General features: G+C 64.4%; 23 protein-coding genes. 11 read left to right on the forward strand and 12 right to left on the reverse strand.

Annotated elements, in window-relative coordinates; genetic code table 11:
* Positions 1 to 45 precede the first annotated feature (45 nt).
* Positions 46 to 1,383: a wax ester/triacylglycerol synthase family O-acyltransferase gene (locus FGL95_RS21770; protein WP_169590686.1), complete on the forward strand. Its 1,338-nt coding sequence runs from the start codon at positions 46 to 48 to the stop codon at positions 1,381 to 1,383.
* Positions 1,384 to 1,448: 65 nt separating this feature from the next.
* Here the strand turns inward: FGL95_RS21770 and FGL95_RS21775 are convergent, their stop codons facing one another.
* The 4 genes from FGL95_RS21775 to FGL95_RS21790 are packed head-to-tail and all read right to left on the reverse strand — an operon-like array spanning position 1,449 to position 5,472.
* The gene (locus FGL95_RS21775; RefSeq protein ID WP_169590687.1) at positions 1,449 to 1,814 is read right to left on the reverse strand and encodes an RNA-binding S4 domain-containing protein; all 366 of its coding nucleotides are present in this window, start codon (positions 1,812 to 1,814) and stop codon (positions 1,449 to 1,451) included.
* Positions 1,815 to 1,868: 54 nt separating this feature from the next.
* The gene (locus FGL95_RS21780) at positions 1,869 to 3,434 is read right to left on the reverse strand and encodes a SulP family inorganic anion transporter (RefSeq protein WP_169590689.1); all 1,566 of its coding nucleotides are present in this window, start codon (positions 3,432 to 3,434) and stop codon (positions 1,869 to 1,871) included.
* 11 nt (positions 3,435 to 3,445) lie between these two features.
* Entirely contained in the window at positions 3,446 to 4,141 is a 696-nt protein-coding gene (locus tag FGL95_RS21785) for a cysteine hydrolase family protein (RefSeq protein ID WP_169590691.1), read from the reverse strand.
* On the reverse strand, positions 4,138 to 5,472 hold the full coding sequence (locus tag FGL95_RS21790; protein WP_169590692.1) for an allophanate hydrolase: 1,335 nt from the start codon (positions 5,470 to 5,472) through the stop codon (positions 4,138 to 4,140). Before FGL95_RS21790 ends, FGL95_RS21785 begins: the two co-directional genes overlap by 4 nt.
* A 92-nt stretch (positions 5,473 to 5,564) precedes the next feature.
* Between FGL95_RS21790 and FGL95_RS21795 the strand changes: the two genes are divergently transcribed.
* Positions 5,565 to 6,131, forward strand: a complete 567-nt coding sequence (locus FGL95_RS21795; protein WP_240963219.1) for a CHAP domain-containing protein — start codon at positions 5,565 to 5,567, stop codon at positions 6,129 to 6,131.
* Here FGL95_RS21795 and FGL95_RS21800 read toward each other — a convergent pair.
* Positions 6,128 to 6,436 carry a DUF3052 domain-containing protein gene (locus tag FGL95_RS21800; protein WP_240963220.1) on the reverse strand — a complete coding sequence of 103 codons (309 nt, stop codon included), beginning with the start codon at positions 6,434 to 6,436 and terminating at the stop codon, positions 6,128 to 6,130. The two genes, FGL95_RS21795 and FGL95_RS21800, sit on opposite strands and share 4 nt — an antisense overlap.
* Positions 6,417 to 7,820 carry an acyltransferase family protein gene (locus tag FGL95_RS21805; RefSeq protein ID WP_206072181.1) on the reverse strand — a complete coding sequence of 468 codons (1,404 nt, stop codon included), beginning with the start codon at positions 7,818 to 7,820 and terminating at the stop codon, positions 6,417 to 6,419. Before FGL95_RS21805 ends, FGL95_RS21800 begins: the two co-directional genes overlap by 20 nt.
* Before the next feature lie 152 nt (positions 7,821 to 7,972).
* Between FGL95_RS21805 and FGL95_RS21810 the strand changes: the two genes are divergently transcribed.
* On the forward strand, positions 7,973 to 9,112 hold the full coding sequence (locus tag FGL95_RS21810) for a hypothetical protein (protein ID WP_169590697.1): 1,140 nt from the start codon (positions 7,973 to 7,975) through the stop codon (positions 9,110 to 9,112).
* A gap of 191 nt (positions 9,113 to 9,303) precedes the next feature.
* A complete protein-coding gene (locus FGL95_RS21815) occupies positions 9,304 to 10,029 on the forward strand; it encodes a glycoside hydrolase domain-containing protein (protein ID WP_169591162.1) in 726 nt (241 codons plus the stop codon).
* Positions 10,030 to 10,071: 42 nt separating this feature from the next.
* Here the strand turns inward: FGL95_RS21815 and FGL95_RS21820 are convergent, their stop codons facing one another.
* From FGL95_RS21820 to FGL95_RS21830, 3 genes are read right to left on the reverse strand one after another with little or no spacing between them, the layout of a single operon-like run.
* Positions 10,072 to 10,668 carry a DUF5655 domain-containing protein gene (locus FGL95_RS21820; RefSeq protein ID WP_169590699.1) on the reverse strand — a complete coding sequence of 199 codons (597 nt, stop codon included), beginning with the start codon at positions 10,666 to 10,668 and terminating at the stop codon, positions 10,072 to 10,074.
* A gap of 3 nt (positions 10,669 to 10,671) precedes the next feature.
* Positions 10,672 to 10,998 (reverse strand): hypothetical protein, encoded by a 327-nt coding sequence (locus FGL95_RS21825; RefSeq protein ID WP_169590701.1) that lies wholly within the window; start codon positions 10,996 to 10,998, stop codon positions 10,672 to 10,674.
* 50 nt (positions 10,999 to 11,048) lie between these two features.
* Positions 11,049 to 11,831, reverse strand: coding sequence for an Rv1157c family protein (locus tag FGL95_RS21830; protein WP_338079972.1), 783 nt, complete (start codon positions 11,829 to 11,831; stop codon positions 11,049 to 11,051).
* Between the two features lie 280 nt (positions 11,832 to 12,111).
* Here FGL95_RS21830 and FGL95_RS21835 point away from each other — a divergent pair, with 280 nt between their 5' ends.
* The gene (locus FGL95_RS21835; RefSeq protein WP_169590702.1) at positions 12,112 to 13,389 is read left to right on the forward strand and encodes a mannosyltransferase; all 1,278 of its coding nucleotides are present in this window, start codon (positions 12,112 to 12,114) and stop codon (positions 13,387 to 13,389) included.
* Here FGL95_RS21835 and FGL95_RS21840 read toward each other — a convergent pair.
* Positions 13,307 to 13,591, reverse strand: coding sequence for a 4a-hydroxytetrahydrobiopterin dehydratase (locus tag FGL95_RS21840; protein ID WP_169590704.1), 285 nt, complete (start codon positions 13,589 to 13,591; stop codon positions 13,307 to 13,309). The genes FGL95_RS21835 and FGL95_RS21840 overlap by 83 nt on opposite strands.
* A gap of 16 nt (positions 13,592 to 13,607) precedes the next feature.
* Between FGL95_RS21840 and FGL95_RS21845 the strand changes: the two genes are divergently transcribed.
* The 6 genes from FGL95_RS21845 (at position 13,608) to FGL95_RS21870 (ending at position 19,513) form a co-directional block, all read left to right on the forward strand.
* Entirely contained in the window at positions 13,608 to 14,003 is a 396-nt protein-coding gene (locus FGL95_RS21845; RefSeq protein WP_169590705.1) for a (deoxy)nucleoside triphosphate pyrophosphohydrolase, read from the forward strand.
* Positions 14,004 to 14,358: 355 nt separating this feature from the next.
* Entirely contained in the window at positions 14,359 to 16,254 is a 1,896-nt protein-coding gene (gene typA / locus FGL95_RS21850; RefSeq protein WP_169590707.1) for a translational GTPase TypA, read from the forward strand.
* A gap of 34 nt (positions 16,255 to 16,288) precedes the next feature.
* On the forward strand, positions 16,289 to 18,085 hold the full coding sequence (locus tag FGL95_RS21855) for an ABC transporter family substrate-binding protein (protein ID WP_420838074.1): 1,797 nt from the start codon (positions 16,289 to 16,291) through the stop codon (positions 18,083 to 18,085).
* Positions 18,082 to 18,936, forward strand: a complete 855-nt coding sequence (mshB, locus tag FGL95_RS21860) for an N-acetyl-1-D-myo-inositol-2-amino-2-deoxy-alpha-D-glucopyranoside deacetylase (protein WP_169590710.1) — start codon at positions 18,082 to 18,084, stop codon at positions 18,934 to 18,936. The genes FGL95_RS21855 and mshB overlap by 4 nt, the downstream gene beginning before the upstream one ends.
* Positions 18,937 to 18,974: 38 nt before the next feature.
* On the forward strand, positions 18,975 to 19,133 hold the full coding sequence (locus FGL95_RS21865) for a hypothetical protein (RefSeq protein ID WP_169590711.1): 159 nt from the start codon (positions 18,975 to 18,977) through the stop codon (positions 19,131 to 19,133).
* Positions 19,130 to 19,513: a hypothetical protein gene (locus FGL95_RS21870; protein WP_169590713.1), complete on the forward strand. Its 384-nt coding sequence runs from the start codon at positions 19,130 to 19,132 to the stop codon at positions 19,511 to 19,513. Before FGL95_RS21865 ends, FGL95_RS21870 begins: the two co-directional genes overlap by 4 nt.
* A 4-nt stretch (positions 19,514 to 19,517) precedes the next feature.
* Here the strand turns inward: FGL95_RS21870 and FGL95_RS21875 are convergent, their stop codons facing one another.
* Complete coding sequence (locus FGL95_RS21875; protein ID WP_169590715.1) at positions 19,518 to 20,219, reverse strand: uracil-DNA glycosylase family protein; 702 nt, start codon at positions 20,217 to 20,219, stop codon at positions 19,518 to 19,520.
* Positions 20,216 to 23,233, reverse strand: coding sequence for an alpha-mannosidase (locus FGL95_RS21880; protein WP_169590716.1), 3,018 nt, complete (start codon positions 23,231 to 23,233; stop codon positions 20,216 to 20,218). Before FGL95_RS21880 ends, FGL95_RS21875 begins: the two co-directional genes overlap by 4 nt.
* Positions 23,234 to 23,286: the final 53 nt, after the last annotated feature.

Here is a 23,286-nt window from a genome sequence, read left to right on the forward strand (position 1 = left end):
CAAGGCCGCGAATGCATCGAAAGGGATCGGGTGGAACTGATACAGGTGTCTGACGCAGCCTTCCTGCGTGCGGATTCGCCCGAACATCCGATGCACATCGGAACGGTCCTCGTCTTCGAGCCGCCGAAGGATGCCGCGCCGAATTACCTGAGCACGCTCATCGACCGCGTCGCGGCAAACACAGAGGTCTCGCGTACTTTCCGGAAATATCCCGAGATCGGCGTCGGCGGCGTCGGGAACCTGATGTGGGCCCACGACGAGAAGATCGACGTCGGGTACCACATTCGTCGAGCGGCTCTGCCCGCCCCTGGCACGCTGAACGAGTTGTTCACGCTCGTGTCGGAACTGCACTCGACGCAGCTCGACCCCGCACGACCGCTCTGGCAGGCCTGCTTTGTCTCCGGCTTGCCCGACGGCCGATTTGCGCTGTACTTCAAGGTCCATCACGCCTTGATCGACAGCACCGACCTCATCGGGCTGGTCGACGCGATGTTGTCCGACGACGCCGCGGCGGAGTCGTCCGGAGCGCCATGGCACGTCCCCCACACGCCGACGCCAACCCCGCAAGCAGAAGTCAGCGTGTCCTCGCTGCTGCGGTTCGGCGGCAAGCAGATCTCGGGACTCGCGAGTCTGGTTCCAGACACGGCGAAGGTCGCCAGCGCAATCATGGACCGCAGCCTGGCGGTGCCGTTCCGCGCGCCGAAGACCATACTGAACGTCCCCGTCGACGCCGAACGAGTGTTTGCCGGGCGTTCCTTCTCGATGGAACGAATCAACAACGTTCACAAGTTCTCGCGAGCACCGATCACGGCGATCGTGCTTGCGATGTGTTCCGGTGCGCTCCGCACATACCTGCGCGAAGCGGGCCCGCTGCCCGGCTCGTCTCTCGTTGCGATGGTCCCCGCCGTGAAGCGGACCTCCAAAGGCATCGAGAGCAAAGGCAGCTTCTTCTGTCGGCTCGGCACTGATCTGCAACATCCCGAGCAGCGCTTGGCCATGATCAAGTCGTCGATCGACGGTGCGAAGCTAACAGCGGAATCGGTCGGGCTGGCGTCGACGATGGTCATGTCGGTCGCGTCGATGACGCCGAAGGCATTGTCCGGCATCGCAGAAATGACCGGTGTGTCGCGGCCGCCATTCAACATCGGCATTTCGTACGTGACCGGTTGGCGCATCCCGGTGTTCTGGAACGGGTCACGCCTGAACTCCGCTTACCCGGTGTCGATCGTCACCAACGGACTCGCGCTGGCGGTCGCGGCAACGTCGACGCAGATGACCTTGGACATCGGCGTGACGGCCTGCCCGCGCGCAGTGTCCGACATCGGGCGGTTCGTCGATCTACTCGAGACTGCGTTGTTCGACCTCGAAACGATCTATCACTAGTCGCGGAGCTTGCGGAGCGACCATCCAACACACTAGGCAGTGTCTCGAAGAATGAGAGACACGGCCTAGTCGACGTTGAAGCCGCGAAGCTTTTCGAGTTCGCGGCGATCGCGTTTGGTCGGCCGCCCCGCCCCACGGTCACGCTGGGGGATCGAAGCAAGCACCTCGCGTGGTGGTGGCGGTGGACTGTGGTCGATGAAGCATTCGACGGCGACGGTCGGTCCGACCCGTTTGCTGATCACCCGAGCCACCTCGACGATCCGCTCGACCCCAGCGGTCCGTACGCGGACCTCGTCGCCCACCGCCACGGTCTGTGCGGGCTTAGCGGTCACGCCGTTGACCTTCACATGCCCGCCGCGGCAGGCGGCCGCAGCCGCGGTACGGGTCTTGAACATCCGCACCGCCCAGGTCCAGCTATCCACCCTCGCCATGCTGGGCAAACTACCCTCGTGAGTCTTTTAGGAGTCCATAGACTCCTAAAAGACTCACGAGGGGGTGGGGTCAGGCTTGGCCGAGGGGAGCAAGGAATAGCCGAGGCAGATGACGGCGAACATCAGATAGCCGAGTGCCACTTGCGGATTCGCGGCCCAGTCGACCGACTCGCCGTGAATGAGGCCGATGTAGGATAAGACTGCGCCGACGGCGGCGGCGATCGCCGCGAAGCGGAACTTCTTGTCGAGAATGAAGGTCACGATGGTGCCGAGCACGAGTCCCGTGAGCACAGCGCCTTCGCCGAGTGTCTTCAGTCCGTCGTAGACGACGCCTGCGTTGCCGAGTGCAACGCTACCGACCTTCTCCGCCGATGTACCCGCGGCAGCGAGCGCGTTGTCGATCAGCCCGGTCGCCCACTGCGCGAGGTTCGGTAGCAGCGCTGCCACGACGGCGACCGCGTGTAGTCGCGGCACTGCCTGGAAAGCCTGTGCGCCTATGAGCAACCCGATGTAGAGCAAGATCGGCACGATCGCGGGGATCGGCAGGATCGTCGACAACACGCCGAAAAGGCCCAGGAAGCAGAACAATCCGATAACCGCGCCGCTCGCCAGCGAGTAGCCAATCCGGCCGCCCGCGTCCTTCCAACCAGGGTGACCGATGTAGACCGCGGGCGGGAAGGGCGAGCCGAACGCCGAACCAATGATCGCGCCCGCGCCGTCGGCAAGCAGCACGCTGCGCAGGTTGTAGTTGTCGCCCGCCGCGGCTGCACTCTCGACGTTGCTCATCGCTTCGGTGAAGTTGTAGACGCCCAACGGGATTGCCGTTCCAAGCAGCGGCGCGAGGTCGCTCAGCCCGTGCCACAGCATGTCGACGCGAAGGTCGGGAAAGCCGATCGCGATGTCCCTGATTGCAGTGCTCACAGCTGGGGCGTCCATGTAACCGCCGATCCAGCCGATGGCAGTACCGACGAGCAGCGCGGCCAACCCGACCGGAATATTGCCTGGCAGGCGGACATTGGTGAAGAAACCGATGAGAATGATTGCCAGCACCGGCAATCCGATCCACGCGACCTCCCACATCTGCGCGGCAGGCCGCATCGAGATGAAGGTGATCGAGATGCCGGCAAGGGTGCCGAGCATCGCCGCTCGGGGCGTCAGCTTGCGAATGTACGGACCGACGAACGCGCCGATCATGACGATGACGCCGATCATGAATGCCCACGCGAGTCCGGCCTGCCAGGCCGCCTTGGCGTCTTTCGTCTGCAGGTACACCGGCAGCATTACGACGAAGACGACGATGAACATGTGCGGGACGCTCGGTCCGTACGGCAATGCGGTGACGTCGGTGCGGTTTTCGCGTCGCGCCAATCTGCGCGCGAGCATCGTGTAGTAGAGGTTGCCGAGGATGAGGGCGACGCCCAACGCGGGCAGGACGGTGCCGAGGACGTCACCGCTTCCGACGTTGACGACCCCGATCATCAAGGCGGTCAGCGTCAAGACGTTGACCAGAATGTTGAAGCCCAGCCCGAAGAATGCGTTCGTGTCGCCGCGCGTCCACCATGCAATCGACGGCGTAGGTGTGGGGGCCTCTGGGGTTGTTGCTTTGACGTCGACGCTCATGGTGATCCTGTTCAGGCAGATTTCGAGGTGTGGAATGTGGCGAGACAATCGATGACGGCAGAGCTTGGGGCTACCCAGCCGAAGATGCCGCCCTGCGCGCTGATCATGTCGAGGCCGACGCGCTGAAATTCGGGGAAATACGAACCGACGCAATCGGATACGACGAGGCACTCGTATCCGCGATCGTTCGCCTCGCGCACCGTCGTGTGGACGCAGACCTCGGTGGTGACGCCGGTGACCAGCAGTTGGGTGATCCCCGCATCGGCCAGGACCGACTGCAGTTCAGTCGCGTAGAAGGCACCCTTGCCCGGTTTGTCGATCACGACCTCGCCGGGAATCGGTGCGAGCTCGTCGACGATGTCGTGCCCGTATTCGCCCTGAATCAAGATGCGGCCGAAGCGTCCTGGGTCGCCGATCCGTTGCGACGGGCTACCGCGCAGCAGTTTCGCAGGCGGGCAGTCCGACAAGTCAGGGCGGTGGCCTTCGCGGGTGTGGATCACGGGGACCCCGGCGGTCCGGGCAGCGGCGATCAGGTCGGCGAGCGGCGCGACGACCTTTTGCAGCATGCCGACGTCGTTGCCGAGACTTTCGCCGAAACCGCCGGGCAGTAAGAAGTCTCGCTGCATGTCGATCACGATGAGGGCAGTCGCGCCGGGCGCCAGTGAGAACGGTGTCGGAGTGGCCGACGTGATGGCGATGGCCGTCATAGGGACTCCTTTGCGAGAGCGGTGGCAACGTGGAGAACTGTGTCGTCGGCCAGCGCCGGACCGAGCACCATGACGCTGCAGGGTCGACCATCCGCGGTCAGACCCATCGGCACGGCGACGCCGCAGAGGTCGAGCAGATTGCCGAAATGCGTGTAATGACCGAGGGCGGTGTTGCATTCGATAGGACGCGCGAGCACCTCGTCGACCGTGAACGTCGTGCCGATCGTGGGAAGCAGCAGCACGTCCATGTCGCGCCACAGCCTGCCCACCTCCGCGCGAAGTTCTTGTAGTCGCTGCTGCGCGCGGAATGCATCTACGGCTGTGTACTTTTCGCCGCTGCGCAGGATTTCGCGAACGACCGGATGGATCGAATCGGGTTGCATGGCAAGAAAATCCTCGAAGACCACGAGACGCTCGGCGACCCACGGACCTTGGTAGAGCAAGGCCCCTGCAGCGAGAAAGGGGGCAAGACTGGTATCGACGACGGCTTCGCCGTTGCGCTGCAACCGATCCCGGACCGCGACGTGCGCCGCCGCCATCGGCTCGTCGCCGAAGAACTCCAGATCCGCCAGGGGCGGTAGTCCGATGCGAGCGGTCCGACCGTCGTAGCGCGGACCTCTTGCTCTGCTCCACGGATCGTCGTCATCAGGGGCGGCCATGATCTCGAAGACGCGGTCTATGTCGTCGATGCAGCCGGCCATGACGGTCATGCAGTCGAGTGATTTGCAGGCGGGCACCAGCCCGATCGCGCTGATCAGTCCGCGCGAGGGTTTGAAGCCGACGACGCCGTTCAACGCCGCCGGGACGCGTCCGGACCCAGCGGTGTCGGTCGCGACCGCAAACGGGACCTGACCGAGCGCGACCGCCAACGCGGATCCCGAACTCGAGCCGCCCGAGATCATGTTGCCGCCGAAGACACTGCGGGGGATGGTGTGCGGGGTCCGGGTTCCGTTCAGTCCGGTGGCGAACTGGTCCAGGCTGGTCTTGCCGACGTAGAGCGCGCCCGCCTCCAGCAGTCGCGTGATGGCGGGTGCGGTGTCGGTGGCGATGTAGCCGAAATCTGGGCACGCGAGTGTGGTTCGGTGGCCTGCGACGTCGATGCTGTCCTTCACACCGAACGGCACACCGTAAAGCGGAAGGCTGTGCGCGTCGGGTCGGCTCTCTAGTTCCTGCGCAGCGGCGAAGAGGTCCTCGCGGTCGACGACCGAGATCCACGTCCCGTCATCACCTCGTGCTTCGATCGCGTCGGCCACGCGGACGGCGGTTTCGGTCGGCGAACCTGAGCCGCCGGTGTGAGCGGCGACGATCTCTGCAATAGACGGGAAAGTCATGCTGACGATTGTCGACAGAACGCATGGCGGCCCTGGAACGCTTGCGTGTCGTTTGTGTTAGCGGCGGTCGGTACGCTCGTGGAATGCGGGGGATGATCACCAAATCGAGAATTCTGCTGGGTGTCGCGGCTGTCGTTCTGGCTGCAATTGCGGCTCTGACGTGGTCGTTCGCGGGCAACATTCCGACATTGTTCGACGAAGATAAAGAGCCGTTTCCACACATCGAGACGAGTTCGCTCGACGATAGGCAAGCGCGGGTCGTCGACGTGCTACGCGCTGAATTCGCGGCGCCGGGCGCGGGGGAGAAGTACTCGGAGGGCATCACGGAGCCGTGGTGCGCTGACTTTGTCAGTTGGGTCATGCGCGAAGCTGGCCAGCCGCTGGCGAACCCCAACTCCGAGTCGTGGCGTATTCCCGGGGTGTTCACCCTGCAGGAGTTCTACGAGCAGTCCGGCCGCTTTGCGCCCGTCGGCTACCAACCGCGCCCCGGCGACGTCGTCCTCTACAGCGAAGACAGTCGGTTCGGTCAGCACACGAACATCGTCGTCGCCAACGACAATGGCACCATCAAGACAGTCGGTGGCAACGAAGGCGGGATCCGCGTACGGACCCTAGTCATCGCTGACGAACCCGGGATCGTGGGGTTCGGCCGGCTCTAGCGGTGTCGGTTTTCTTTGCGCCACACCAACTTGAGCCCGGACCAGTCGTCGTCGACGGCCGCGACCTTTACATCGACCAGTCCTAGGCCCAGCGCGGTCTCGCGAATCAGATTCTCGTCGACGTCGCTCACGTGCCCAGTTGCCTTGCGTGGCCACAGAATCCATAGGGCACTTGCGGGAAATATCGTGTCGGCGTTGCCTGCGATGCGGTCGGGCACCTGCGCCGCTGCGGTGACGAACGACAGCACGACGTCCGCCGTCACCGCCCGGTCGACGATGTCTGCGTCAGCCGGGGGATCGTCCAAAGCCCAACCCGCTGGGGCATTCTCGATCAGGACGGTGCTCCCAGCCTTGATACCGAGTTTGCGCACCTGCGGAGTGGGGGAGTACCCGGCCATGGGAGGAGTCTGCCAGGCCATTCGCGTGCGTCTGGTCGAGGGCTCGGGCGACGATCAATGCGACGGCGGCGACGATCGTGCACCAGATCCCGGGTCCGACGAGTCCCCACTTGGCGGCGAGGAGGTTCGCGACGCCGGCAATCACGACCGCGATACCCGTCATCGCGCTGTTCCCGGTGACCGCACCGTCCCACCACGGCAGCGGACGATTCTCGAATTGCTGCAATCCCAGGAACAGCGCTGCCGTCACCGCATACAACGCGAGCACCTGGACTACGAGCAGCGCTGCGAATCCGGGTTGGGCTGGGTCGGTACGGTCGTAGCCGAGCAGGTGACTGACTGCAGTGACCAGCAACAACGCCGGCATGTGCCAGAGATATAGCGTCATCGCGCCGCCGTTCCCGATCGCGACGAGCCACCAGACGCGCGCGTTTCGGGCGAGGCGGTCGCACCACGGCGCGATGGCGATGAACAGGCACGACAGCACGATCGCGTGCCCGGCAAGGACCAACGACGGCGGCGTCATGTTCGACAGCCGTTGCCCTTCGACGGTGACCAGGCTCAGTTCGTACGGACCAAGAGCAACCAGCGCGACATCGACGACGAACATCGCACCTGCGAGAGTCGCTGCTGCGCCACGGCTTACGAGTCCGCGCGCGTAGCCGACGCCGAGCGCAGCTGGAATCAGCCAAACCAAGATGTTGAGGTAGCTCAGCATCGACGGTCCGTCGTGCAGGCGCGTCCAATCGACCGCAGCGGCGCCGACGTACACACTGCCGACGGTCAAGGTCAGGTGCCAGCCCTGGGTCATTCTGGTGAACGCCGGGACGAAGGCGAGGACGATGACGTACACGCCGATGAACCAGAGCAGTTGGACGCTGAGGCCGGCGATCTGGCGTTGTACCTGGTGTGCGGCGAATTGCTGCAAGACCGCAAGCGCGACCACCCAGGCCGCGACGTAATAGAAGACCGGTCGATAGAGACGTTGCGCTCGCCGCAGAAGCCAGCCGCCCCAATTCGTTCCAGGCGTGTAGCCCATTGCGCTGGATGCGGCGCCCGCGAAGAAGAACAGCGGCAGCACTTGCAGGACCCACGTGAGTGCTTGCAGCACGGGTGAATTCGTGAGGAGGTTGCCGAAATGCAGACCGTCGGAGTCGACGCTGACCAACAGCATCACGCCGTGTCCGGTGATGACGACGAGCAGCGACACGATCCGAATGAGATCGAGCGAGCGGTCGCGGTTCCGGGGCGTCTTTTCGGCGACGGTCGCGACTGTTGGCAGCATGTGCATGAATCTCAGGGTGCCGGTCTCGACGACTGCACCGGAGAGCAGAACTACTCGAGCGGGGTGAGTATTTCGCAATAGGTATCTGACGATTAGCTGCAGCGTTATCGTAAGAGCCGCTACTCGCAAGTATGCGAAGTCGAAGGGGCCCACTAAGCATGACCGAGACAAACGAAGGTGTGGCGTCGGCGCCCGCCGTCGAACCGCCGATCTGGATCACGCACGGGGAGTTCGGAAAGCGCTTCTTTCGAGAGGCAGTGACGATCGGTCGGATCGAGGACGCACTCGCGGGGATGACCGGCAAGGGCATCAAGATCGGGCCCGTCGAGATCGGCCCAGCGGGGATGGCTGGCTTCGTTGCGGAAGGCAGCGTCGGCGAACCGACGATCACCCCGCATCCCGGCGAGGAAGTGTCGTACGACCTCGTGGTTCCCGCGTCGCTCAGCATCGTGCTCCGGCTCGGTCAGGAAATTCGCCTGCAGGTGGGCGTCGAAATCAACCTCGTCCTGGCGGCGCGCCCGGCCGCGCCGCTGCGCATCGTGATCGAAATCCCCAAGATCACCCACCGCGACGTGAAGCTCGTCTTCCGCGCGGAGGCTCTCGGCGCAATGTGGCAGTGGCTGCTGGAGCCGATGGGCGAGGTAATTCGCCGTGAGGTCGCTACTCGGCTCAATGCAATGCTGTCGGAGGCGGATTCGATGCGAGGTCGCATCGTCGACGTCGCGGCTCGCATCAACGACACCAAAGAGAACACCGATCTCAACGTCGAATGGATCACTTACGACCAGTTCGGCGAGCGCTTCTTCCGCGAGGCCGTGACCGAGCAGCGGATCATGGAGAACGTCAGCGACCTCGCTGGTCGTCAGGTCGACATCGGACCGCTGAAGGCGGGGCCACGGGGGGTCGCCGAAGTGACCGCCAACGGGCAAGTTCGCGAGCCTGTCGTCACAGCACGGCAGGGCGGTGAATTCGTCAGCCTCGACCTGGTCATTCCGCTCGGCCTCGATCTCGTGATCGCGATGGGCAAGGACAATCGCTACGAAGCGGCGATCGACATCCCGCTCGTGCTCACAGCCCGCCCCGCCGACCCGCTCGTCGTCGTCGTCGAGGTCACGCCGCCGACGGCGGAAGAGGTGGCGATCGAGCTTAAGGCCAAAGGTCTGCGCGCGTCGTTCCTCGGCGTGGTCGGCGGCGTCAAGAACGAGATCGCCGAACAGGTCGCGTCGACCGTCAGCGAAGAGGTCGGCGACCGCACAAGTCGGCGTGTGGACATCGCCGAACGGATCAGCGGAGCCTGACGGGCGTCCTACGGGCACGTCACCACATCCACCGAGGCCTGAAACAAATGTGACTCATGTGGTTAATGGGGCTAGCGGAGTCAGAGTTGTTGTGGTGGAATGTGTAAACGATCGAAGCTACCGGCGCGTTCGTGAGAAACGGGGAAGGCGCGCCGGTAGCGATTTTTTTTGACTAAGTGAGCGAGGTCCACGTGTACGTCTCCCGTCGTGAACTTTTCAGGTATCTGGCCGTCGGATCGTGCGCTGTCGGTGCCGCTGCCGTCGGAGTCAATTCCGGAGTGGCACAAGCCGCTTCGAAGCTGGGCACCCTCGTGGACTACTCGGCCGGCGTGCCGTCCGCCGAGGCGATCCTCGACGCGGGCCATCTCGGCGCCATCCGCTACGTGTCCGATCGACGCAAAGGCGCCGAGTGGATGGAAGGCAAGCCGCTGCTGGCCGACGAGGTCGAAGCGTTCGAAGCCGCAGGCCTCGAAATCGTGTCCTGCTATCAGTACGGCAAGGCCGAAACTGCCGATTGGCGCGGCGGGCTCGAAGCAGGCAAACGGCACGCCGAGCGGGGCCTGGAATTGCACCTCGCCGCCGGTGGACCCGAGAACCGTCCGATCTACGCCTCGATCGACGACAACCCAACGCAAATCGAGTTCGCGACCATGATCGCGCCCTACCTGCTGGGCTGGCAGTCGGTCGTCGGCAAAGAGAACACCGGCGTCTACGCGAACTCGCCGACGATCGACCTCGCCAGCATCGCCGGCCTCGGATCCTGGTACTGGCAACACAATTGGGGAACGCCGAAGGGTTACGTCCACCCCGCTGCGCACCTCCACCAAGTCCAGATCGACAAAGGCCGGATCGACGGAATCGCCGTCGACATCAACAACATCTTGAAACCCGACTACGGCCAGTGGTCGTTGACTTAACCCCCCGCTAGTGGGGTAGGGCGTGGCACAGCCCGGTTAGCTTCAAGAACTCGCAGAACAACTGCTGTATGGGATCCATCGATGACACCTCCCATCCCTTTCACCTGAGACAACGGGGTGAGTCGTCAACCGGTTCAATGTCGTTGGCGGCGAAGCCTTCGTCGCTCGAGGGGGCGGGTATTCGCGTCGCCTCTCGACCGTTGTTTGCAAAGCCGCCCCTTGGACCTGCCGCAAATGCCGTTGCTCGCCGACCGCGCGGGCGTCGGAGAGCAGGGCGAGAAACGCGTCGTCGACGTCTGCCGCGTCGCGCAGCCGAAATACGTGCAGCACGTTGCGGGGCGAGAACACCTGCACACTCCGAAATGTCGGGTGCTCTGTGGACCGGGCGAGCACGAGATGGCCGTCCAGCCAATGCTTTCGGGGCATGAAGGCCGCGAAGCTCATTCGGATATGAAAGGCGATTCGTGTGCGCTGCGCGAGGACGTCGACCGGCTCGACGGCAGCTCGCAAGAGGTCGAACAATTCTCGGACCTGGGGGTCCGTGCCGACGAAGTGGGCGTCGAGATCACCCAACTCCGCGCACGTGTGGGTCTGGTTGACGTTGGCGAACGTGCGACCGCACGACGGGCAGTGCCACACGAGTCAGTTTTGTGTGCGTGCGATCGGCTCGTCGTACTCCGGGTCGTTGGGGACGATGTAGAGCCGCGGCCGCGGCTGGGGGACAGCGCGGTCGCCCCGCCACGAGAACAACGACCATTGCGAGAGTCCGGAGAACACGGACCCGATGCTGCCGAACGACGCGGTGGAAATCGCCGAGCCGAAGGAACCTGCGGACCCGACCGACAGGATCGATCCGACGCTACCGATCGACAGAACCGAGTAAGCGGATCCGATCGAGAGGATCGACCCCTCGGAGCGGATCGACAGGATCGAGTTGCGCGAGCGCAGTGACTTTTTCGACCGGGCCATCCCCTGGGTCTACCACAGCCCCAGGGGTTCGCAAAGTCCGATTGAACCGGCTACGCGACGGTGAAGAAGCCGACCGTCGGCAAGAAGGAGCAGCTGCGTGGAGCAGCATCCGCGGCCTGCGTTGTCAGCGTTCCCGAGATGACGGCGAGCACTCGGCCCGGTCCGGTATCGGAGAGCACGGACAGCGTCGCTGGGCCGTCAGGATTGATATTGGCCGCGTTTGTGAGTGTCTGAGTCTCGGTCTTGCGGTTGTCGATGTTTAGCCACGTGACGGTCATCGGGCCGGCCTGCACCGGGGCGAGGGGCTTGGTGCCGAGCGCGGTGAACACGAACCCAGCCTGGCCTGCCTTGGGTCCGGGCGGGGGGAGCTTGGCGGGACCGGGAACGGCGAGGGCCGTGCCGACGGAATCGGCGGTGTCGGAGATGCAGCCTTTACCGATCGTCGGGTAGAGGAACTGTGCGATCACTGGCGCGCTGTCCGGCGGCGGGATGTCGGGGCCGCCGCCGCCGCTGCCGTCGAGGAACTTGATGAGGCTGCCGAGGACCGACTGGATCTGGGGAGGCAGGCCTGGATTCTGCTGAATCACCTTGAGCTGCTCGATCAACGCGGACTGCGGGCTGTCGGCAATATCCGCGGGTCCGGCGACGGCGCCGAGGATGGCTGGAGCGAGCGACGCGAGCGCATCAACCGGTACGCCGGCGGGAATGATCGGGACCGGGATCGGTACCGAGGGAGCCGGTTCGGCGGTCGCGAAGGACGGCGCGGCAAGTGCGGACGCGGCCGCTATCGCCAGCGCGGTCGTTGCAATTCGCGTTGCTTGGGTGCGAAACACTAGATGTCCCCATCCTTCGTCGGTCAGGCAATTGTCGAGGAGTGGTAACCGTTGCCGATTCGGGCGTCACTCTATGTAGCGTGACCGGATCTTGTACAGCCGCGACGTCACACAATCGTCGACAAGCGAACGATAGCCTGTTACTGAAGTGATCAATGTGAATGTTGATGCAACTGTTATAGCTCTGGGTGGTCGTCGGGTCGCAAAAGAGGTATGACCGCTACGCTCGTCGCGACGGTTTTCGACTTCGCCGGCGCAATCGAAACAGGGAGGGTCGGCTGTGAGCGGATTCACCCGCGTCCGGGCCGCGCTCGGCTCGCCGACCGGCGCGGCGGTACTGCTTGCTGTTGCAGTCGTCGCTCGCCTGGCCTGGACGCTGTTCACCAAGAACGGGATGAACCTCGTCGATCTGCGCGTCTATGTCGACGGGTCCGCCGCGCTGCTGAGCGGCGACCTGTACGGATACACCACGGCGGAATACACCCCGGACTTCCCACTTCCGTTCACCTACCCGCCGTTCGCGGCGCTCGTCTTCTTTCCGCTGCACTACCTGCCGTTCGACTTCGTCGGAATCGCGTGGCAGCTGCTGACCGTTGCGGCCCTGTTCGCCGTCGTGTCGATGGCATTCGACCTGCTGCTCGGCGAAGCGGATGCCGACGAGGTGGCGAAGCGCCGCGCAACGGTCCTGGTGTGGACCGCCCTCGGCGTCTGGACCGAGCCCGTCCGAACGACGCTCGACTATGGGCAAGTCAACGTTTTCCTCGTCCTCGGTGCGATATTCGCGGTGCGAAGTTCGCGCTGGTGGCTGTCCGGATTCCTCGTGGGATTCGTCGCTGGGATCAAACTCACACCCGCGATAATCGGCCTCTATTTCCTTGCCCGACGCCGCTGGGCCACTGTCATCACGTCCGCCGTCGTCTTCGGGGCGACGGTCGGGGTGAGTTACCTAGTGGTCGGCGGTCAGGCGCGCGAGTACTTCGGCAAGCTTTTGGGCGACGCGTCGCGAATCGGTCCGGTGGGGTCGGTTTGGAACCAGTCGCTGCGCGGTGCCTTGAGCCGCATCGTCGGCCACGACGTGGAAAGCGGCCCGGTATGGATCGGCGCGGTGTTGGTCGTCGCCGTACTCGCGGTCTTCGCATGGCGCGCGCTCGACCCGACCGACCGGCTCGGAACGCTCCTCGTCGTCGCATTCCTGGGCCTGCTCGTATCGCCGATCTCCTGGTCGCACCACTGGGTGTGGACCATGCCGCTGCTGATCTGGTTGCTGCACGGTCCGTACCGGGAGGTCCTGGCAGCGCGAGTGCTCGCCTGGTACTGGGCGGTGAACATCGCCCTCGGCGTGCCGTGGTTACTCGGCTACTTCCAGGACTCGGCGTGGGTCATTCCCCGGCCGTGGCCACTCGCATGGCTCGGCGCGGTGGATGTGTACGGAACGATCGCGCTGTACGTCTTGATGATCTACCTGGGGGCGAAGATCAAGAAGCCAATCGATCGATCGTCCGAGCCAGCGCAAGATCCAGTTCCGTCAGACCACCCTCGGAGTGGGTCGACAGGGTGAAAGTGACGTTCCGCCAGCGGATATCGATATCAGGGTGATGGTTGGCAGCCTCGGCTTCGACTGCGACGCGACCCACGAATTCGATAGCTTCGGGGAAGGTCGGACGGGCGAAGGTCTGCGTCAATGTGTCGCCGACCTTGGTCCAGCCGGACAGTTCGGTCAAGGCATCGGCGAGCTCGGCATCGGACAACAATGTGGCCATACCTCATGATGGTGCCATGCAATTCGAGCCGCTGGAGGTAGTTGCCGCCGCGGTCATTTCGAACGGTCGACTTCTCCTTGCCCAACGCACTCGACCAGCCGAATTCGCAGGCATGTGGGAGCTGCCGGGCGGGAAAGTCGAGGCAGGGGAGAGCCCAGCGGACGCGGTCCGTCGGGAGTTGGCCGAAGAACTGGGCGTCGTGGCCGTTGCGGGAGCGCGGATCGGCGTCGATGTGCCGTTGCCGCGCGGTCTGGTGTTGCGCGCATATCGCACAGCTATCGAATCGGGTATTCCGCAGGCGCTCGATCACTCCGCACTGCAGTGGGTATCGGCCGAGGAATTGGCCGCCGTCGACCTGGTCCCCAACGATCGAATCTGGCTCGACGACCTCAAAGCCGCCCTGGCGGTTTAGGCGGCGCGAGCGCGCTTGAGGGCTTTCTGGAGGTGTTTACCCGAGAGGCCTTCGTTCTCTGCCTTCTTCATTCGCATGATCACGACAGGGCATTTCAGGCACCGAGTCTTGCTCCGGCAACACTTCTTTTTCGGCTTGAGACTCGATACTTTCTTGGCCTTGACCACGTGAGTAAGCCTACCCTCAGTCAGCGGCTTGACGTTACTTCGGTGTGGGACCGGTAGGCTGTCACCTGGCCGCATTGCGCAAACCTGCGCAAATCACGCATCCAGAGGTACTCGATCTGCGCCGCGGCCGCCAAGAGTTCGTGCGAGTTTCGCTCTCGCGCGGGCGCACCAGCTCAGGAGATCACAGCGTGTCGAGTACTACTTCATTCCGCAACGTTGCCATCGTGGCGCACGTCGACCACGGCAAGACGACCCTCGTCGACGCGATGCTTCGCCAGTCCGGCGCATTCGCCGAACGTGCGACGCTCGTCGACCGGGTCATGGACTCTGGTGACCTCGAGCGCGAGAAGGGCATCACCATTCTCGCGAAGAACACAGCGGTGCACCGGCACCACGAAGACGGCTCGGTCACCGTCATCAATGTCATCGACACCCCTGGCCACGCGGACTTCGGTGGCGAGGTCGAGCGCGGACTGTCCATGGTCGACGGTGTCGTGCTGCTGGTCGACGCATCCGAGGGCCCATTGCCGCAGACGCGTTTCGTGCTGCGCAAGGCACTCGCCGCGTCGCTTCCGGTGATCCTGCTCGTCAACAAGACGGACCGCCCCGACGCGCGTATCGAAGAGGTCGTCGAGGAGAGTCACGACCTGTTGCTCGACCTCGCGTCAGACCTGGACGACGAAGCCGCCGAAGCTGCCGAGCTCGCGCTGGACCTGCCGGTCCTGTACGCGTCCGGCCGCGAGGGCAAGGCATCGAAGGAGCGCCCCGAAAACGGGCACGCACCCGACGCCGAGAACCTGGACGCTCTGTTCGACGTTCTGCTCAGCTACATCCCGGCACCGACGGGCGATCCCGAAGCGCCGCTGCAGGCACACGTGACCAACCTGGACGCCTCGGCGTTCCTCGGTCGGCTCGCCTTGGTGCGTATCTACAGCGGCAGGCTGCGCAAGGGTCAGACGGTCGCCTGGATGCACGGCGACGGCATCAAGCAGATCAAGATCACCGAGCTTCTCGCGACCGAAGGCGTCGAGCGCCATCCGGCCGAGGAAGGTGTCGCGGGCGACATCGTCGCGATTGCAGGCATCCCCGACATCATGATCGGCGACACCCTTGCCGATCCGGAGAACCCGGTCGCACTCAAGCGCATCACCGTCGACGAGCCGGCCATCTCGGTCACCATCGGTATCAACACGTCTCCGCTCGCAGGTCGCAACGGCGGCAAGAAGCTGACGGCCCGTTTGGTGAAGGCGCGATTGGATTCCGAGCTCATCGGCAACGTCTCGCTCAAGGTTCTCCCGACCGAACGCCCGGATACCTGGGAGGTTCAGGGTCGAGGCGAGCTCGCGCTGGCAATCCTGGTCGAGCAGATGCGCCGCGAGGGCTTCGAGCTGACCGTCGGCAAGCCGCAGGTGGTCACCCGGACCGTTGACGGCAAGCTCCACGAGCCGTACGAAGAGCTCATCGTCGACGTCCCCGAGGAGCATCTCGGCGGAATCACGCAGTTGCTCGCTGCGCGCAAGGGCAAGATGGTGCAGATGACCAACCACGGATCCGGTTGGGTCCGAATGGAATTCATCGTTCCCTCCCGTGGTCTGATCGGCTTCCGGACCGACTTCCTCACCGATACTCGCGGCACCGGCATCATGAACGCCGTGTTCCACGGGTACGCGCCGTGGGCAGGCGAGATCCGTGCTCGGCACACCGGTTCGCTCGTGTCCGACCGGGCGGGCTCGGTGACGCCGTACGCGATGACTCAGTTGGCAGACCGTGGAACCTTCTTCGTTGAGCCAGGTGCGGCCACCTACGAGGGCATGGTTGTGGGCATCAACCCGCGCCAGGAGGATCTCGACATCAACGTGACTCGTGAGAAGAAGCTCACGAACATGCGGCAGTCGTCGGCCGACATCGTCGAGACCCTCGCGACACCGATCAAGCTCGACCTCGAAGGCGCGATGGAGTTCTGCGCACAGGACGAGTGCGTCGAGGTCGGTCCTGACGCGATTCGCGTGCGTAAGGTCAATCTCAACGCAACAGAGCGCGCCCGTGAACTGTCCCGAAGCAAGGCTCGCGATAAGGTGCGCTGACTCGAGCCGAGTCTGGGGTAGAGGAGGAGTGCGGGTGCGAGGTGCGCTGAGTCGTCGCGCGTTGACGGCGTGTGCGGCTGCGTCCGCTCTGTTCCTCGCTGGTTGCACGGCTGATCCACCCCCGCCGATCGAGAGCACCGACAGCCCGAACAGTCCGACGGCGGTGCCGACCAAGAACACTGTCGTGGTCGCGATCGACGACATCGGCAACGGATTCAATCCGCATTTGCTTGCCGATCAGTCGCCGACCAACTCGGCGGTGGCGTCGCTCGTGTTGCCTAGTCCGTTCCGTCCAACGCGGACTGCAGACGGCAAGGGAACCGACTGGCTGCTCGATCGCACAGTCATGGACTCGGCGGATGTGACCACGCCGGACCCGTTGACTATCGTCTACAAGATCCGCGACGAAGCTCAGTGGTCCGACGGAGCTCCGATCGCTGCCGAGGACTTTCGCTACCTGTGGCAGCAGATGATCAAGGAACCGGGCGCCGTCGACCCCGCCGGCTACCGGTTGATCAAAGACGTGGGTTCATCGGGCGGTGGCAAGACGGTGACCGTCACGATGACGGCCCCCTATCCCGCATGGCGCGAGTTGTTTTCCAACCTGCTGCCGTCGCATCTGATCAAGGATTCGCCCGGCGGTTTCGAGCAAGGAATGGCCGAGAACATTCCGGTGTCGGGTGGGCACTTTCACATCAAGCAGATCGACCGCGGTCGCGACGAGATCCTGCTCGAGCGCAACGACCGTTACTGGGATGCGCCCGCCAAGCCGGACCAGATTCTGCTTCGTCGGGCGGGAACGTCTGCGCAGCTTGCGGATTCGATTCGGTCCGGCGATGCGCAGGTCGCGGTCGTGCATGGTGGCGACGCTGCAGCCGCTCAGCTCGCCGCCATCCCGTCGGTCCGCACGGCGAAGCAGTTCCAGCCTCGCGTACTACAGCTCACGCTGAACGCTCGCACCACAGCATTGGCAGACGTTCGGGTGCGCAGTGGAGTGCTCGCGTTGATCGACCCCGAATTGCTTGCCGCTGTCGGGTCCGGGAGTGGGTCTGCGGTGGAACCGGCTCGTGCCCAAGTGCTTTCACCCTCCGATCCCGGCTACGTGCCGACCGCGCCGGAACGCCTCAAGTCCGACCAGGCGTACGCGCGCCTGGCCGAGGCCGGTTATGTACGGACCGCCACCACCACGACCGTTGCGCCGCCGACGACGTCAGGCCCTGCGCCCACTGCTACACCGAATCCGATGCCCGGCGCCCTCATGAAAGATGGCAAGCCGCTGGCGATTCGGATCGGCACGGCGGAGGAAGACGAGACCGCGGGAGCGGTCGCGAGCACGGTCGTCGATCAGCTTCGGGTGGCCGGAATCGAGGCTTCGGTGGTGAAGCTGGCTCCTGAAGAGTTGTACGGCACGGCGCTCGTGGACCGTCAGATCGACGCCATCGTCGGCTGGGTTCGCGCGGGGTCTGATCGCGCGACTGCGCTCGCGTCGCGGTTCAGCTGCCCGTTGACACCGACCGTGACGACGGGTGGGCCGACGACGCCGCCGTTGGACGGAAACATCGACGCAACAGCGCCGAGTAACTTGTCCGGCGTCTGCGACCCGAGTCTGCAGGCCACGATCGACGCTGCGCTGCGCGGTACGACGGACTTCACGCAGGTACTCGCCCAAGCCGAACCGAAACTGTGGGAGCTCTCGGCAGTGCTTCCCGTCTTGCAAGACCTGACCATCGATGCCGCGGCCGGCGACGAGGTCGAGGGAGTGTCGCTCGACGGCGCAATTCAGTCGGGCGTGTTCGGCGACGCGGCAGGGTGGACGAGGAAGCCTCGGTGAGCGACGCGCCTACCAGGTCGCTCCTGCTCGTCCACGCACATCCCGACGACGAATCCATCACCACCGGCGGAACGATTGCCCACTACGTCCGCGAGGGCGTCGAGGTCACGGTGTTGACCTGCTTGCTCGGTGAGGAAGGCGAGGTCATCGGTCCGGAGTGGGCGGAGTTGGTCGCCGACCGCGCCGACCAGCTCGGCGGCTATCGAATCAAGGAACTGTCGACGGCGCTGCACGAACTCGGCGTCGCAGGTCCGCGCTTTCTCGTCGCACCGGGGCGGTGGCGCGATTCCGGAATGGCAGGCACCCCCGCGGCGGCGAATCCGCGCGCGTTCGTCAACGCCGATCCCGCCGAAGCCATTGCCGGGATTCTGGCGGTGATTCGGTCCGTGCGGCCGCAGGTCGTCGTCTGTTACGACGAGGTCGGCGGCTACGGCCATCCCGATCACATTCAGGTCCATCGCTTCACGACTGCCGCGGTCGAGGCAGCGGGACCTGACGCTCCGGCGAAGCTGTACTGGACCGTCACCGACCACGACGCTCTGAACGCTGGACTTGCTCGGATCGGTGCTGTGCCGCACGGTTGGCGAAGGCCCGCGCAGGGTGAATTGCCCACGTTCCCATCGGAATCCGTGACGACGGTGCTCGATGTTTCCGGGGTTATGGATGCGAAGTTGGCGGCACTGCGGGCTCACGCGACGCAGGTGACGGTCGCGCCGTCAGGCGCCGAGTTCGCGCTGTCCAACAACATCGCTCAGCCGGTCCTTGCCGAGGAGCATTACGTCCTCGCTCGCGGACAGCTCGGCCCTGTGGGCGACGACGGCCTCGAACACGATCTGTTTGCCGGACTGTAAGGCATAGACTCGACAAGGTCCGCGACGGAAGGAACGCGATGTACAACTGGGATCTACAAAACGCGATCGCGGCTTTTGTCGACAGTCTTCGGCCGACGGGCGACCTTCAGCACGAGCTCTACACGAACGGGTTGTACGCATTCGTCGATCTGCAGAGTCATTTGCTGACCCTGCTGGGCTACCCGCCCGTGCCGTGATCGACCGCGCTCCGATCGAACGTTATTTGCCGAAAGTCATTCTCGCGCTGCTGATCGTCGACGGCTTCGTCACGCTCGTGCTCGAGGCGCTCTACCTTCCGACCTACCTCGGCGCGACCGCGTTTCCGATCAGCGCCGTCGTCGCGGGGTTCGTCAACGTCGGTCTCCTGCTCCTTGCGCGCACGGTCACCGACAATCACATGCTCATCGGCGCACCGCTGGCCATGTGGTTGATCGGCTTCGTCGCCGCCGTGTCGAGCGGTCCGGGCGGGGATATCGTCCTCACCCTGGACTGGCCGACCTTGCTGCTCTTCGTGCTCGGCGTCTTCCCTGCCGCCGCACTGCTCTACCGGTATTCGCAGCCGCCCGTTCGCGCGTGAAGGTTCACAGCGATGCGGCAGCGGCGGCGTCGCGCAGCACCTGCTCGATCATCGCAGGGGTGAGTCGGCCGGTGAAAGTGTTCTGTTGGCTGACGTGGTAGCTGCCGAACAAGTGCAAAGGCGCAGCGCCACCGGCAAGTTCGATGTGCGCGCCGTGCCCGAACTTGGGTCTCGGCTTGGGGATTTCCCAGCCTGCGTCGGCGAGGCAAGGGAGTAGCGCCTGCCAGCCGAAGGCGCCGAGCACCACGACCGATCGCAGCGTCGGTGCGAGCAAACGCAATTCCGCGTCGAGCCAGGTCCGGCAGTTGTCTCGCTCGTCGGGTGTGGGCTTGTTGTCGGGCGGAGCGCAGTGGACGGGTGCGGTGATCCTGACGCCGCGGAGTCGAAGGCCGTCGTCGATGTGGGTCGCGGTCGGTTGATTCGCCAGACCAACGGCATACAAAGCGGCGTAGAGGACGTCGCCGCTGCGGTCGCCGGTGAACATCCGTCCGGTGCGGTTCGCTCCGTGCGCGGCGGGCGCCAGCCCGACGATCAACAGTCGTGCGTCGGACGGTCCGAAGCCGGGAACTGCTCGACCCCAATAGGTTTCGTCACGAAATGCGGCGCGTTTCTCGGCCGCGACCCGCTCGCGCCACTCGACCAAACGCGGGCATGCCCGGCAGTCGGCGACCGCAGCATCGAGTTCGGCGATCGTTCGGGGTGTCACGTCGGCAGCCTACGGGCGCGGTAGCGCAGTGTGAGTAGCTGAAATGCCCGGACCTCGAATTCGATGGTGTTCCCGTCGGTCGTGAATGCCGGACCGTCGACGGACCGTTCCAGGAGGTCGGTGAATTCGACTGTCTCGAAGTCGAAGTCCGCGGTGACCGACGGCTTGGCCCGCCCACCCCGCGACTCGTAGAGCCGCACGATCACGTCGCCGCTGCGGTCTTCGGCGAGCTTGACCGCCTCGACGACGACCGCCGGATTGGACACTCGCACCAGCGGTTCGACCGAGTCCACGCCGCCCCGGACCGTGCGGGTCGGGAGGTTGATGCGATAGCCCTCCTCGACCGCGTCGCCGATCGACGAGCCCGGCCGGACCGACACCTTCAGCGTGTGCGCACCCTGGTCGGCGTTGGGATCGGGATAACGCGGAGCGCGGAGCAGCGAGAGCCGCACGGTCGTTGTGGTGCCACCGCCGTCGCGGGTGCGCCTGCCGATGTCGTGGCCGTACGTCGAATCGTTGGCCACCGCAACGCCGTAGCCGGTTTCGCCGACATGGACCCAGCGGTGCGCACAGATCTCGAACTTCGCGAAATCCCACGACGTGTTCGAATGCGTCGGCCGGAAGATGTGGCCGAACTGCGTTTCCGAGGCACTCCGATCGGCATGGACGTCGAACGGGAAGGCGAGTTTGAGCAGCTTCTGGCTTTCGTGCCAGTCGATCTCGTTGGTGATCTCGAGCGCCGAAGATCCCGCGGGCAGGCTGAGGCGCTGCACGATCCTGGACTTGCCGAAGCTACGAACGACCACCACGTCGGCGCCGTCGACGGCCAGCGACTCGATCGCGGTCAGATCGGTGACGACGTGCCGGTAGAACTCGTCGATGTCCCAGGCATCCCACACGTTCGGCGTATCGCGGTGCAGCTGAAGCAGATTCCCCGACGCTCCAGGAGCGATCGCCTCACGGCCGCTTGCCCCGTCGACCATCGACGTGACGAGCCCCTTCGACGAAATCACCACACGCAATGCGCCGTTGTCGAGGACGTAGCCGCTGCGGTATTTCTTCGGCACGGCAGATTCGGATACTGAGGACGATCCCGCTCCAAGTGCGCCGACTCCGTCGATCGCGAACGGCGAAGCATTGAATCGCAAGGACTTTCGTCCCTTGCCGGACAGTTCGCCGAGTGCCGCGGCGATCAGCGATTCGAGCCCCTTCGCCACCGCGGCGTAGTTGCGTTCCGCGTCTTGGTGCACCCACGCAATCGAACTGCCCGGGAGGATGTCGTGGAACTGTTGCAGCAGGACGAGATGCCAGATCGCCTCCAGTTCGTCGTACGGGTAGTCGAACTTGCCACGGACCGCTGCGGTTGTTGCCCACAACTCGGCCTCTCGCAGCAGGTGTTCGCTTCGCCTGTTGCCCTGCTTCGTATTTGCTTGCGACGTATAGGTTCCGCGGTGCAGCTCCAGGTACAGCTCGCCCGACCACACCGGTGGGCGCGGATACTCTGCTTCCGCTTCTTCGAAGAACTCGATCGGCGAGCCCATGGTCACGGCTGGCGATCCTTCGAGCGAATGGGTCCGCTCAGCCGCAGCGATCATTTCGCGCGTAGGACCGCCACCGCCGTCGCCCCAACCGAACGGAACGAGCGACACCGTCCCAGCGCCCATGTCCCGGTAATTGCGCTGCGCATGACCGAGATCGCTGCCACCGAGGTCGGAGTTGTACTTGTCGACCGGCGGGAAGTGGGTGAATACCCGCGTGCCGTCGATGCCCTCCCACAGGAAGGTGTGGTGGGGCATCCGGTTGGTTTGGTTCCACGAAATCTTCTGCGTGAGAAAGTAATCCGAACCGGCTGCCTTCACGATCTGTGGCATTGCGGCCGAGTAGCCGAAGCTGTCCGGCAACCAGCATTCTGGGGTGTCGACGTCGAAGTTGTCGAGGAAGAAGCGCTTGCCCGCGACGAACTGCCGAGCCATCGCCTCGCCGCCCGGGATGTTGGTATCGGCCTCGACCCACATCCCGCCGACCGGAACAAACTGTCCAACTTTGACTTTCGCCGTGATCTTGGCGAAGAGGTCCGGATAGTTGGCCTTGATCCACGCGAATTGCTGCGCCGACGAGCAGGCGAAACGGAAGTCCGGGTAGCGGTCCATCAGATCGACCATGTTGGAGAACGTGCGCGCACACTTACGGACCGTCTCGCGGACCGGCCACAGCCACGCCGAGTCGATGTGCGCATGACCGACCGCAATTACCCTGTGCGCGCTCGCATATGCGGGCTGAGCGAGCACGTCGACGAGCTGAGCGCGGCCTGCTGCGGCCGTGCCCGCCACGTCGTCGGGGTCCATCACGTCCAACATGCGCTCCAGCGCGCGCAGTATCTCGTGCCTGCGTGGGATGTCGAACGGTAGTGCGTGCATGAGGCTCGTCAGGACCGAGACGTCTTGCTGCAGTTCCCATACGACGGTGTTGCGGAGGACGAATTCGATACTGCGAAGGGTGTAGATCGGGCCGTTGCCCGCAGTTGCCTTGTCGCCCATCGGAGTCGGCTGGAACCCGGGGACGTCGGGGTTCGCGGCGGCCTCGATGTAGAGGTCGAGCGGCTTGCGTGGGTCGAGCGCGATCCAATTGTTGAACGGCGCAATCGCTTTCACGGTTGTGCCGTCGGGGCGGTAGGCCAAGCCTTCGGCATTGAACCCCGGACCGCCGGTGAAACCGAGTTCGACGAGTAGTTCCAGTGCGGTGCCGCGCGGCAGCCTGCCGCGACTGTCGAACCAGTCCGCAGGTGGTGTGCCTGTGGCATGAATCCACATTGTTCCCCACGGTTTGCCCCACGGGGTGCCAGGCTCGATCGGCTCGAATTTCTGCGCGACCGCGTCGGTGAACGGGACCGGCTCGTCGGGGACCGTCCACGCCGTCATCGTCACCTGGCTGCGGGATTGATACACCGCCGGGTTGATGCGCTGGTCGGTGAACCGACCGATCCGACTCTCGACAATTTGGCGGTCGTCATGCATGTCTCACAACACTAGTCGCGGAGCTTGCGGAGCGACCATCAAACACATTTGGC

Source organism: Antrihabitans stalactiti, from assembly GCF_012932915.1.
GTDB classification, from domain to species: Bacteria; Actinomycetota; Actinomycetes; order Mycobacteriales; family Mycobacteriaceae; genus Antrihabitans; species Antrihabitans stalactiti.

What these genes read in the sequence shown, in the direction of transcription:
- FGL95_RS21810 (WP_169590697.1), top strand. Translation starts at nt 7,973, where the DNA reads ATGACCGAGACAAACGAAGGTGTGGCGTCGGCGCCCGCCGTCGAACCG.
- FGL95_RS21790 (WP_169590692.1), bottom strand. Translation starts at nt 5,472, where the DNA reads ATGACTTTCCCGTCTATTGCAGAGATCGTCGCCGCTCACACCGGCGGC.
- FGL95_RS21785 (WP_169590691.1), bottom strand. Translation starts at nt 4,141, where the DNA reads ATGACGGCCATCGCCATCACGTCGGCCACTCCGACACCGTTCTCACTG.
- FGL95_RS21795 (WP_240963219.1), top strand. Translation starts at nt 5,565, where the DNA reads ATGATCACCAAATCGAGAATTCTGCTGGGTGTCGCGGCTGTCGTTCTG.
- FGL95_RS21775 (WP_169590687.1), bottom strand. Translation starts at nt 1,814, where the DNA reads ATGGCGAGGGTGGATAGCTGGACCTGGGCGGTGCGGATGTTCAAGACC.
- FGL95_RS21840 (WP_169590704.1), bottom strand. Translation starts at nt 13,591, where the DNA reads ATGGCCACATTGTTGTCCGATGCCGAGCTCGCCGATGCCTTGACCGAA.
- FGL95_RS21825 (WP_169590701.1), bottom strand. Translation starts at nt 10,998, where the DNA reads ATGGCCCGGTCGAAAAAGTCACTGCGCTCGCGCAACTCGATCCTGTCG.
- FGL95_RS21845 (WP_169590705.1), top strand. Translation starts at nt 13,608, where the DNA reads ATGCAATTCGAGCCGCTGGAGGTAGTTGCCGCCGCGGTCATTTCGAAC.
- FGL95_RS21865 (WP_169590711.1), top strand. Translation starts at nt 18,975, where the DNA reads ATGTACAACTGGGATCTACAAAACGCGATCGCGGCTTTTGTCGACAGT.
- FGL95_RS21780 (WP_169590689.1), bottom strand. Translation starts at nt 3,434, where the DNA reads ATGAGCGTCGACGTCAAAGCAACAACCCCAGAGGCCCCCACACCTACG.
- FGL95_RS21805 (WP_206072181.1), bottom strand. Translation starts at nt 7,820, where the DNA reads ATGCACATGCTGCCAACAGTCGCGACCGTCGCCGAAAAGACGCCCCGG.
- FGL95_RS21880 (WP_169590716.1), bottom strand. Translation starts at nt 23,233, where the DNA reads ATGCATGACGACCGCCAAATTGTCGAGAGTCGGATCGGTCGGTTCACC.